General features: G+C 33.1%; 7 protein-coding genes. All 7 read left to right on the top strand.

What is annotated here, in order from left to right; translation table 11 throughout:
* Positions 1–151: 151 nt before the first annotated feature.
* The 7 genes from ACYSNM_RS08260 (at position 152) to cobT (ending at position 12,163) form a co-directional block, all read left to right on the top strand.
* Entirely contained in the window at positions 152–721 is a 570-nt protein-coding gene (locus ACYSNM_RS08260; RefSeq protein ID WP_461756466.1) for a hypothetical protein, read from the top strand.
* Positions 722–2,252: 1,531 nt separating this feature from the next.
* On the top strand, positions 2,253–5,477 hold the full coding sequence (locus ACYSNM_RS08255; protein WP_461756465.1) for a SusC/RagA family TonB-linked outer membrane protein: 3,225 nt from the start codon (positions 2,253–2,255) through the stop codon (positions 5,475–5,477).
* A 20-nt stretch (positions 5,478–5,497) separates the two neighbouring features.
* The gene (locus tag ACYSNM_RS08250; RefSeq protein WP_461756464.1) at positions 5,498–7,027 is read left to right on the top strand and encodes a RagB/SusD family nutrient uptake outer membrane protein; all 1,530 of its coding nucleotides are present in this window, start codon (positions 5,498–5,500) and stop codon (positions 7,025–7,027) included.
* A gap of 238 nt (positions 7,028–7,265) precedes the next feature.
* Positions 7,266–8,912 carry an alkaline phosphatase PafA gene (gene pafA / locus ACYSNM_RS08245; protein WP_461756463.1) on the top strand — a complete coding sequence of 549 codons (1,647 nt, stop codon included), beginning with the start codon at positions 7,266–7,268 and terminating at the stop codon, positions 8,910–8,912.
* 266 nt (positions 8,913–9,178) lie between these two features.
* Positions 9,179–9,835: a type II toxin-antitoxin system toxin DNA ADP-ribosyl transferase DarT gene (gene darT / locus ACYSNM_RS08240; RefSeq protein ID WP_461756462.1), complete on the top strand. Its 657-nt coding sequence runs from the start codon at positions 9,179–9,181 to the stop codon at positions 9,833–9,835.
* Positions 9,836–9,847: 12 nt separating this feature from the next.
* Entirely contained in the window at positions 9,848–10,882 is a 1,035-nt protein-coding gene (gene darG / locus ACYSNM_RS08235; protein ID WP_461756461.1) for a type II toxin-antitoxin system antitoxin DNA ADP-ribosyl glycohydrolase DarG, read from the top strand.
* A 276-nt stretch (positions 10,883–11,158) separates the two neighbouring features.
* Positions 11,159–12,163 carry a nicotinate-nucleotide--dimethylbenzimidazole phosphoribosyltransferase gene (gene cobT, locus ACYSNM_RS08230; protein ID WP_461756460.1) on the top strand — a complete coding sequence of 335 codons (1,005 nt, stop codon included), beginning with the start codon at positions 11,159–11,161 and terminating at the stop codon, positions 12,161–12,163.
* Positions 12,164–12,166: the final 3 nt, after the last annotated feature.

Raw genomic sequence — 12,166 nt, 5'->3', positions numbered from 1 at the left:
AATATTTTATTTTCAATAAGTATTCCAGTGAAGTAAAATAGGCGAATATATTCCCTTTGACTAGGAATACTTATTGCTTTACAAACAATAATAATGCCAATTTGCCTATTGTGAAATTTAAGTTATATTTGCATAGTTTTAAAAAAAAATTATGAAAAAATCATTATTAATAGCTGCAATGGCTATTTTTTTTACAAGTTTTAATTCTTATTCACAAGAGATTAAGGAGCCTAATTTTATTGGTGAATGTGTATTAATTCAACCAGACAATTCTACAGTTGTATTAGAAAAGCACTTAACTCAAAGTAGAACAGTTAACTCAACTGGTTTAATGCTAACAGGTATTGGGAAAAGAAGAACTCAGCTTCAGATACCTGGATGTTGTTCTCCAGTTACTGTTGATAATAATAATGAGATACAGTTTATTATTAAAAGTGATGATAATAGAACAGATCCATTTTCAATCATTAAGATCTTTCAATTCGAGAAAAAGAAAAAATTCAGAAGAGCAGAAGTTAGCTCATTCAGTAGCTTAGGTTCTGCTAAATCTAATAACTTTGAGAATGTTCCTTTTACTGGAGAGCAGTATGGAGAAAATTCTTATCTAATAAAAATTAATGCTAACGATATTGAGCCAGGAGAATATGGAATCATCATTTCAAATCCAAATGCTATCGATGGTAGACAAGTAGTGATTTCAGCTTTTTCAGTTAACAAATAGTTGAATTTTACTTTTGTAATAATAAGCCATCTTACGTTAAGTTAGCTATAATTTATATCTAGCAAAAATAGCTTTGTCCTGAAATAGTTTTGTATTTTAATATTAAACTATTTCAGGATATTTTTTGCTAATGTACCTATTTGTATTATAAGTATCCTAGTCTATTGGGTAGCTTTTTTTTACTTTTGATTGGTAAACCTCTAAAAGTGATCTTCTCTAAAATTGTAAATAAGTATTTGTCTTTTTTACTATTGGTTAATTAACATCTACTTCTACACAATATTTCCCCCAATATTCTAGTCTATACTATTAGAAATACTACTAAATCTTCCACAAGTCCAATGTGTGAGTTATTTTGTTTTCATCACTGTGCTTTTCCAATTTATAAATCAAGATTAGTCTTACTTATCTTTTTAAACACTAGTGCTTGAAATCTTTCAATTGACAATTATAGAATTACTACTTATAAAAGAAACTTATAAAATCTAGGTAGTATACTTTTATCCTAAATTGTGATTCTCTATAATCTATTCTGAATTATTCCTCATTTACAAAACAAGCTATAAGAATAAGTAGTGTATTCTAATTACACTTTGCTATTGTGATATACTCTACCATCTTTTAATCCGCTATGGAGTTTAGATACTATGTTGTTTACAACTGTTTCCGAGATTTATAGCTTTTGAGTAAAATGCTTTTCTATAAAGTCATATGTATTTGCTTTTCTCTATTTTTTAGCTCCTTTGAAAGGGTCAGTTACTAGTTTGTTATCTAGTGAATCGTCAGTTTACCATTTACAATCTTATTCATAAGTACCCTTGTTTTTTTATAAAGCTTATTGTTTTATAAAACTTGTAAATATCCAAAAGAGCTTTATATAGGAAAAATAGAAATTGTTATACAAACCACTTAGAGTATGTTATAGGTACGTGTTTCTATGGGGCAGTTTCTATGTGTTTTACTGGTCTTTTTTCTGTATTTGAGAAAAGCGCTGCTAGGGAATTGACAATATTCTACGATGTTTTTCTTTTTAGAATGTACTTTCGGTTTTTTAAAAGGGATTATTGCCCATTTTAAAGCGCTAATTACCTGTTTAATTCTCATCTATTTTGCATTAATTAGTCAAAAAATAGCCTTGAAAAAAGTATTTTTCTATGCGTTAATAATGGTGATTTTTGGTTTGAAAAACCTGCTTTTTTCTTAGCGTTTTAACAATTAATGGTGGTCGTTTTGGCCATTTTCTTTATGTTGATACCTGCCTTGAGGCTCGAATAGCGCTATTTTTAAGTTTCACTAAGATTAGTTTAACAATTTTTTTGACATTTTTTACTCATTGCTATTTTCTGTCATTCATTTTTGTTAAAATAGTTAATATAATTTATAAAATGTAAAAATATGGAGGTGTAGGTAGGGGTTTGAGGGACTTTTTTCGCTGAAAAACGTGTTTTGGTTGCGAATATTATTAACAAAAAATTTTCTTAAAATAATTTTTATACTTTTGGGACCCTCAAAAAACCTTAAAACCATATTTATGAAATTAAAATTTTACTTGACAATTATTCTGTGCACTTTAACAGGTGTCCTCTTTGCTCAACAAAAGACCATTACTGGTACTATTGTTGACGAAGATGGTTTCCCTTTGATTGGTGCCAGTGTTTTATTACAAGGAACTAATTTTGGAACTAGTGCCGATGACAATGGAGTTTTTACAATAGATGCTGCCCCAGGTAATGTACTTGTGGTTAGCTATGTATTTTATACTACACAAAATATAACTATAGATCAAAGATCTCACTATAACATTGTTTTAAGTAGCGAAGATGAGCTATTAGATGATGTAGTTGTAGTGGCTTACGGTACTGCAACAAAAGAGTCTATTACTGGAGCTGTTGCAAGTATTGGAGCTAAACAAATTGAAAGCCGTCCTGTATCTAACGCAGTTGGTGCATTAGAAGGAGCTGCTGCGGGAATCCAGATTAACAATACTTCAGGACAACCTGGTGCAGAACCAGAGGTTAGAATTCGTGGGTTCACTTCAGTAAATGGAAAAAATGATCCATTATACGTTGTGGATGGTTCACCTTACCCTGGAAATATCTCGGATTTAAACCCTGCCGATATTGAGAGCATGACTGTATTAAAGGATGCTTCTGCTTCTACTTTATATGGAAATAGAGCTTCTAACGGGGTTATTATGATTACTACTAAGAATGCTTCTAAAGGAAGTGGTTTCTTAAACGTATCTGTTAAACAAGGGATATATAACAGAGGAACTAGAGAATATGACAGACTTGGAGCAGATGACTTTATGAAAGTAATGTACCAAGGATACCGTAATAATATGCTTACAACTAAAGGTTTAGACAACTGGACATTAGATCAAGCAAACCAATATGCAAATGATAACCTAATTTCTAGTATTCTAGGGGTAAATATTTATAATGCGCCAGATAACCAATTATTTGATGCTTATGGAAACTTATTACCTGGAGTTACAATTAAGGATGGATATACAGATTTAGATTGGTATGATCCTATCCTTAGAACAGGATATCGTCAAGACTATGTAATCAATGGTAGAGTAGCTAACGAAAAAGGAGGAGCTTACTTTTCTACTGGATTCTTAGATGACCAAGGATATGTGAAAAGAACAGATTTTAGACGTTTTACTGGACGTGTAAATGCAGACTACCAAGCTAAAGACTACTTAAAAGTAGGAGGTAGTATGGCTGGATCTCACCAAGAGTCTAGTATGGTAAATGGAACATCAGAAAATAGTGGAAGTTATACTAACCCATTTATGTTCGCTAGAAACATTGCTCCGATTTATTCTATCTATCAACATGATGCTAATGGAGGATTCTTATTAGATGAGTTTGGTAATCGTCAATTTGACTCTGGACAAGGAGGACGTAAACAATACAATGACCGTCACCTTATTCAAGAGAATCAGTTAAACCAAAATAAAATTATTCGTACTACATTAAACGGACATTTCTTTGCGGATGTAACTTTCTTAGAAGATTTTACTTTTACACTAAAAGGGGACTTAAACTTGAGTAACCAGGAGAATGCAAGATATGAAAGTGCTGTAATTGGAGATGGACGTGGAAACGGTGGACGCTCGAAAAGAGAAAATTACCGTTATAAATCTTATACTGCTCAACAATTATTAAACTGGAACAAAACCTTTGGTGGAAGTAAGTTTGATGTGTTAGTAGGACATGAGAACTACTCAGAAGAGTATACGTACTTATACGGAATGAAAGGAAGACAAAACATGGAAGACATCATGGATTGGATTAACTTTAACGAGACAATCAACCTATATGATTACTCTAAGACATACCGTACAGAAGGATTCTTATCTAGAGTAAAATACGATTATAACAATACTTACTTTGCTGAGGCTTCTTTCCGTCGTGATGGAAGTAGTAAATTCCATAAAGATCACCGTTGGGGGAACTTCTGGTCAGTAGGTGGAGGTTGGGTAATCTCTAGTGAAGAGTTCTTTAAATTTGACCCAATGGATTACTTAAAAGTTCGTGCATCTTACGGAGAAGTTGGAAACGACTCTGGAGCGGACTGGTTTGCTTACCAAACGCTTTATGCAATGAGCAAAAACGGTGGACAAGGAGCTTTTTATAAAGACCAAAACGGAAACGAGACTTTACAATGGGAAACTTCTTCTTCTTTTGACTTTGGTATAGAAGCAAGAGCATTTAAAAGAGTTAACCTTGTGCTTGAGTACTTTCATAAAAGATCAAATAACTTATTATTTGATATGAACTTACCACTTTCAAATGGTGCTACATCTAATAAAGATGGAGTTTCTGTATTAACAATGAACTTAGGTAGTATTACTAACTCAGGTATTGAGTTAACAGTTGATGTGGATCTAATTGATACTCATGATTGGAAATGGAGCGTTGGAGCAAATGCTACTTGGATGAAAAATAAAGTAGATCGTCTTCCAGAAGAAAATAGAAAAAATGGTATCGAAGATGGTACTAAGTTAATTATCGAAGGTAAGAGTATCTATGAGTTCTATCTATACCAATATGTTGGAGTAGAAGGATCAACAGGACGCGCTTTATATAAATTTGATTCGGATAAATATTACGTAAAAGATAGTGAAGCTCAAGAGGGTAAAACTAAAGTAACAGACCAAAGTATCATCTCTGAAATCGATGGAGAGTATTATGCTTTAAATGGTACTTATGGTAAGAAAGAGTTCTCAGGAACTGCTATTCCTAAAATGTACGGAAGTTTCTCAAGTGCATTAAGCTATAAGAACTTTACTTTAAATGCATTATTTACTTATTCTATTGGTGGTAAAACATATGATAGCTCATATAGATCACTTATGACTGCTGCAAGTACACCTGGTGCTTTACACAAAGATATCTTAGGTTCTTACGATATGGATAACCCAATAGATCAAGCTATTATTTATGGTGGAATTCCAGCTGTAAACTTCTATGATTCAGATTTCAATAACTTAAGTAACTCTACGCGTTTCTTAAAAGATGGAAGCTATTTTGTAGTGAAAAATATTGCACTGAATTATACTATGCCAAAAGAATTGACAAATAAGATGGGAGTTAACTCTTTAGTATTCAATGTAGGAGTGGAAAACTTAGCAACGTTCACTAAATTAAAAGGAATGAACCCTCAGCAATCTTTTAAGGGAACTAACTCTAATGCTTTTGCAGCACCAAGAACTATTACAATTGGTCTTTCATTAGGCTTATAATGACTAAAAACTACGACAAAATGAAATATATTAAATTTATAGCTTTAGCAGGAATATTATCCCTTGGTTCATGTAGTTCGGATTATTTAGATACTAGTCCAACCAATAAGGTAGATCCTGAGCTTGTATATGCTACCACTAAAAACGCAAAGATGGCCGTTAATGGTATTGCCCGATTGATGACTACTCAATATGAATCGCAAGGTTATAATGGAGAAGGATCTATTAAGCTTTTCTACGGAGAGCTTTCGGGAACTGCTTTAACTACTGCTGTTGGTTCTTCGAATCAAACACAGATCTTAATGCGTAATAACGCAAATAATACTGCTAAATTAAATTATTACCCTTGGCATTATTACTATGGTTTAATTGCTAATGCTAACCTTTTAATAGCACATATTGATGCTGCTAAAGGACCAGAAAAAGAAAAACAAGCTTTAAAAGCACAAGCTTATACTTACCGCGCTTATTCTTATTATATGCTAGCCCAGATTTATGGGAACCGCTGGATAGATTCTTCTAATGGAAGTACTCCTGCAGTGGTATTAAAGACAAGTGCAGAGATTGAGAAATTACCTGTGTCTTCCTTAAAAGATGCATTTGACTTAATTTATAAAGACCTAAACGAGGCTATTTCATTATTTGAGCAAGCTGACTTTAGACGTACAGCAGAGGAGTTCTATATCTTAGATAAAAGTGTTGCTCATGCCGTTTTTGCTAAAGCTGCTTTAGTAAAACAAGATTATGAGACAGCTAATAAACACGCTGCTTTAGCTAGAGTTAAAGTAGGTGGAGGAGAATATGAACTGATGGATGAAGAAGCTTTCAAAAGCGGTTTCAGTAACCCAACATCGGAGTGGATCTGGGGAAGCTACGGAGCTTTCGATGAGACACTTTATTTCTACTCTTACTTTGCATATATAGGGTATAACTCTAGTGCAGGAGCAGTGAAGAATTATCCTAAGATTATCAATAACAAACTTTATGCTAAATTCCCTTCAACAGATGTTAGACAACAATTGTTCTTAGATCCTAAAGACGATGAGTTTAACATTGCTACAGGAGAGGCGAAAAAAGGTTCTGCTTTAGAGATAAGAGCTAGAGAAACTATTGATGGCTTAGACAAGTCTGCTAAGATATTTGCATTAATGCAATATAAAATCAAAGCAAACGATATGCCTGGAGTTGGAAACTTAGTACATATTCGTTCTGCAGAGATGTATTTAGCAGAAGCAGAAGCTAAGTATTTCTTAGGGGATGAAAAAGGAGCTATTGCCCTTTTAGAAACTCTAAATCAAAAAAGAGATCCAAACTATGTTTGTAAAGTAACTGGAAATGCACTTTGGCAAGAGATCAAAGACTACCGCGCTTTAGAATTATGGGGAGAAGGATCTAACTGGTTCGATTTAAAACGTTGGGGAGTTTCTGCTCTTCGCGAAGATTATACACAAGGAGGGAACTTCCCAGTGGATTTCTCTCAAGAGGTACTACCTGATGCTGCTAATCAGTGGACATATGTGGTACCAAACAGGGAAACAGCAAACCAATAATCTCATGTTTGCTAGGATTATGTTATTTTAAGTTAGATAGCCTGAATTAATTCAGGCTATTTTTTTCATTTTATTTTGCGTAGTCCAAAGGAGAATAATAAAAAAGCTATACTTTTAAAGAGTATAACTTTCTTAGTAAGTGTCAAATAGGTGTGTTTTTAGGATTAACCTAAATGTATATTTAATGCAGATAATTATTAAAGCAAGAAGCATACGAACAATTAATAATAGAAACAAAATGAAATTTAGTACAAGTTTTTTCACAGCAGTTTGCTGTTTGTTTTCTTTGGCTAGTTTAGCTAGTTTTTCTACTAAAGAAAAGCCGAAGTTAGTAGTTGGTGTAGTAGTGGATCAAATGCGTTGGGATTACCTTTATCGCTATTATGATCGCTATGGAGAAGATGGATTTAAGCGCTTATTAAATGAAGGGTTTACAAGTGAAAACACCAATATTGACTATGTTCCTAGTGTAACAGCTATTGGACATAGTACATTATATACTGGAAGTGTGCCTGCTATTCATGGAATTGCAGGAAACAACTTTATTATTCAGGCCACTGGCCAAAGAATGTATTGTACAGAGGATACAAGTGTACAGGGAGTTGGAGCCTCAGGTAGTGTGGGACAGCAATCTCCTAAGAACCTTTTAGTTTCCACTGTAACGGATCAATTAAGATTGGCTACTAATTTCCAAAGTAAGGTTATTGGTATTTCTATCAAAGATAGAGGTGGAATTTTACCAGGGGGGCATTTTGCAAATGCAGCTTATTGGCTTGATGGAGATAGTGGACATTGGATAACTAGTACCTATTATATGGATAATTTACCAAAGTGGGTAGATGGTTTCAATAAACAGAAAAACATTGATAAGTACTATAAAAAGGGATGGAATACTCTATATGACATAGATACTTATGTTTTAAGTAATCCTGATGATAGCCCATATGAAGGGAAATTTAAAGGAGAAGACAAACCTGTGTTTCCAAGGGATCTAGTAAAGTTAAAAAAACAAGGTGGTTATGATTTAATCAAGGCAACTCCTTTTGGAAATAGCCTTACTTTAGATTTTGCTAGAGCGGCTATAGAGGCAGAAAACCTTGGACATAATCCATTAAATGTAACCGATTTCCTTGCAGTTAGTTTATCGTCTACCGATTATGTAGGACACCAATTTGGTATTGAATCTGTAGAAATTGAAGATACTTATTTACGCTTAGATCAAGATTTAGCTGCATTTTTAAACTACTTAGATACCACTATAGGTAAGGGAGAATATACTTTGTTTTTAAGTGCAGACCACGGAGCTGCTCATAACCCTGGATTCTATAGAGATCAAAAAGGAAATTCTGGGTATTTTAGTTCTTCCGCTACTCGTAATATGCTAAACGAGAAATTGCAAAACATTTTTAAAGAGGAAAAAATTATCTTAAGCATCACTAACTACCAAGTGCACTTAGATAATAAACTAATACAAGAGAAAAATCTGCCAGAGGCAGAGATTCGTGAGTTTATTGTTGCAGAGCTTAAAAAAGTAGATGGAGTTGCTTTTGTAACAGATATGGATAAGACTTCGGTGTCTAGTATCCCTTCCAAGATTAAAGAAAAGATAATCAACGGATACAACTTAAAGAGAAGTGGTGTTGTTCAGTTTATTTTAGAACCGCAATGGTATAGTGCTAGAGAAAATGCTACAGGAACTACACATGGTACTTGGGGATCTTATGATACGCATATTCCTGCAGTTTTTATGGGTTGGGGAGTTAAGCCTGGTAAAACAGTTCGCCCAACTAATATGACGGATATTGCTCCGACAATTGCAGAGATTTTAAAAATTGAAATGCCTAATGGAAGTATTGGTTCTCCAATATATGAGGCAATAAAGTAAACTTAATTATTTACCGTTATAGTTAATTTTAAAGAGCTGTTTTCTTCTAGATAAGAAAGCGGCTCTTTTTTTCAAATATACCATAGATGAGCTATGTAAGTGTAAAGGAATTTTACAATTTGTATTCAAAAAGTCGTTTTATAATATATTGTAATGTTCCAAACTATGTAAAAAAAGTACAAAGGCGACATAGATAGTTATGTAAGTAGTGCCTTTTTGAATAGCTTGAAATATTTCGTATATTTACTAATAATATCTGAGAATAAATGGCTGAAACAAATATTGTAATCTATAGAATGACCCATATTGAGAATATACCCCATATTCTTAGCAATGGGATAACTCATGGAAATTCCGCTAATTCAAATATGAATTATCGTAATATAGGTGATTTATCTTTGATTGATAATCGTTCCCAAAGAGCAGTTTATATTGATAATGGACATCATATTGACTTTAATACAGAGAGAATAACATTAGGTGACTTTATACCATTTTATTTTGGTGTTAGAATGCCAATGTTATATACTGCTCAAATAGGAGGTAATTTTGTTGAGACTGCTGTATCTCCTGAATCAATTGTATATATAGCATGTTCTATGGACAATATATTACAATCAAATGCAGTTTGTTATTTTAGTGATGGTCATGCAACGAATAACTTTACTTCGTTTTATAATAAAAGCAAAATTCCTCAAATTAATTCTATTTTAGATTGGAATTCTATCAAGACAAAATATTGGGGAGGCCAGGACAATTTAGATGCTAAAAGAAAAAAACAAGCAGAGTTTTTAGTATTAGGAGACATTAAGGTAAATTGTATAATTGGTTATGGATGCTATAATAGTAACGCAAAAAGTCAATTGATTGGCTTGGGTATAGAAGAAGATATGATTAAAGTAATTCCAGATAAATATTTTTAGTAACTTGCGAGTATGATTAAATATGTGATAGGAAATATTTTTGATAGTGAAGCACAAGCACTAGTTAATACTGTTAATACCGATGGTGTAATGGGTAAAGGCATTGCTTTGCAATTTAAGAAAGCTTTTCCTAATAATTATAAATACTACAAGGCAGCTTGTAAAGAAGGGCATATTGCCATAGGAAAATTATTAATATTTGAAGAAGTTAATCTTTATTCGGGTAAAAAAGTAATTATTAATTTTCCTACAAAGAAAAGTTGGAGGAAACCATCAGAATATATCTATATTGAAGAAGGACTTGATGATTTAATTTATCTTATAGAAAAAAACGCTATTAAAAGTATCGCTATTCCACCATTGGGAGCAGGTAATGGAGGATTGGAGTGGTCAATTGTCAAAGAAATTATTGAAAGGAAATTATCAAACTTGAATATTGATATATATGTCTATGAACCTAGTGTTGTTATAAAGGAGCATTTGAAATGCGAGCGTGTTAAACTAACAGATGCCAGGGCGCTATTGCTTTATGTTTTATATGACTTGGTGCGAAATGGAGAATATATATCAGAGTTTTCCAGTGAAAAAGTTTGCTATTTCTTACAAAGGCTAGGAGGTGAACAATATTTTAAATTAAAATTCGAGCCTAATTTTTATGGGCCTTACTCTGGTAAAGTAAGATATGTTTTAAATGTTCTTAATGGAAGTTATATATCTGGCTATAGTGATATGAATAAAAAACCTTTTGAACCTCTTTCTATTATCACTGAAGGATATGAGGATGTTATAAAGCATATTGAAAATAATCAGGAGCTTAAAGATCTAGCTATAAAGACGACAAATTTTTTAACTGGGTTTTATTCAGACTTTTCTCTAGAATTATTATCGAGCTTAGACTATCTATCCATTAAGTTGAATTCACATGATATCACTACCTTAACCCAAGGTCTTGAAAATTGGAGTGATAGAAAGAGAAGTTTGTTTTCAAATCCCAAGTTTGTTAATATATCTGTACAGCATCTAAAAAAAATTCACTCTTTCAGCTAATATTGGAATATAGTGTGTTTCTTTATAACTAATGTTTTGATAAGAAAGTTCATGATTTTATTTAGTAATGTTATTTAAAAATAAAGGATATTTTATGTAATTATAAGTTGACAATTTCAATTCATTTGAAATTGTCTTTTTTTTTCCTGGAAAATAAATGAAACTTTTAAAACTTATCTATTTCTTTAAGTATAAAGGAGTTAACTTAAAGGATAAAAGACTAAGGGGTTTTAGCTTTTCAAGGTCGTATTTTGTTTTTATATTTAAGCAAAAAACATGACTTTCGAACAACAACTACAAAACAAAATAGATTTAAAGACTAAACCGTTAGGATCTCTAGGGGTGTTAGAAAAAATAGCTTTTCAGATTGCTAAAGTACAAAACACTCTTTGTCCAACATTGAATAATCCATCGATGTTTGTCTTTGCAGGGGATCACGGCTTGGCTTTAGAGGGAGTAAGCGCATACCCACAAGAGGTAACCCACCAAATGGTATTGAACTTTTTAAACCAAGGTGCAGCTATTAATGTGTTTTGTAAGCAAAATAACATAGCCTTAAAGATTGTAGACGCTGGAGTTAATTTCGATTTTGAGCAGGCCCCTTTGCTAATTAAAGCAAAAGCTGGTTATGGTACTTTGAGTGCTTTACATCAAAAAGCCCTGACTAGACAACAATTGGAATATTGCCTTGTAATGGGGGCTAAAGTTATACAAGAGGCTCATGGGAGTGGATGTAATATAGTAGGATTTGGAGAGATGGGAATAGGTAATACTTCTAGCGCTTCTTTAATTATGTCTTTACTTAGTAAAAAACCAATCTCTGCTTGTGTTGGTAGAGGAACAGGAGTAGATGATGCCCAATTGGCTCATAAAATAGAGGTGTTGGAGAAAACAGCTGCTCTTCATAAAGACTGTAGCAATCCCTTAGACATACTTCAAAGCGTAGGTGGATTTGAGATTGCTCAAATTTGTGGCGCCATGCTAGAGGCTCATAGTAAGTCTATGATCATTTTAGTAGATGGCTTTATTGCTACCTCAGCCTATGCTATTGCTCAAGCTTTACAGCCTAGCATAAAAGATAATGCCATATTTACCCATGTATCTAAGGAAAGCGCACATAAAGATTTTGTGGATTATTTAGGTCATCGCGCCTTAATGGATTTAGAGCTTCGTCTAGGAGAAGGTACAGGATGCGCTTTGGCTTACCCACTGGTACAAGCGAGCGTTAATTTCTTAAACCAAATGGCAAGTTTTGAGTCAGCAGGAGTTTCTAATAAATAAGCA

Source organism: Myroides sp. LJL116, assembly GCF_054871685.1.
This window is presented reverse-complemented; position numbering and strand designations above follow the sequence as displayed.